Genomic DNA, 343 nt, shown 5'->3' on the forward strand with positions numbered 1-343 from the left:
GAACAAGGATAATAAAACTTATCTCTTAAACTCAACGCACGAATAGACTCAATCGACAAATCACTAGGCGGAAAATAAGCAACAGGGTTTATGTCATTAGCCACCAGCAAAGAAACTATTAAATCCCTCTCACTTTCTGAACAGTTATTAATGACATGGACAGGCAAGCGGCACGCTATCTGTGGAGCATCGAGAGCAACACACCTCAAATACACAGCGACATCTTCTAAAGAACTGAAAGCTATAACCCTTGTATCAGCATAAGCACTACCATCACATTCGTATAAGGAAAAAGGAATTGAATCCATAACATCCATTAACCACCGATTACCAACACCAGAAC

1 protein-coding gene is annotated in these 343 nt (G+C 39.9%); it reads right to left on the reverse strand.

All coding sequences use genetic code 11. The features are described 5' to 3' along the window. Positions 1–317: hypothetical protein (locus tag Q4528_RS13010; protein WP_303521899.1), on the reverse strand; the 317-nt coding region annotated here is incomplete at its 3' end. Positions 318–343 lie beyond the last annotated feature (26 nt).

This window comes from Staphylococcus pasteuri, from assembly GCF_030547725.1.
Lineage (GTDB): Bacteria > Bacillota > Bacilli > Staphylococcales > Staphylococcaceae > Staphylococcus > Staphylococcus pasteuri.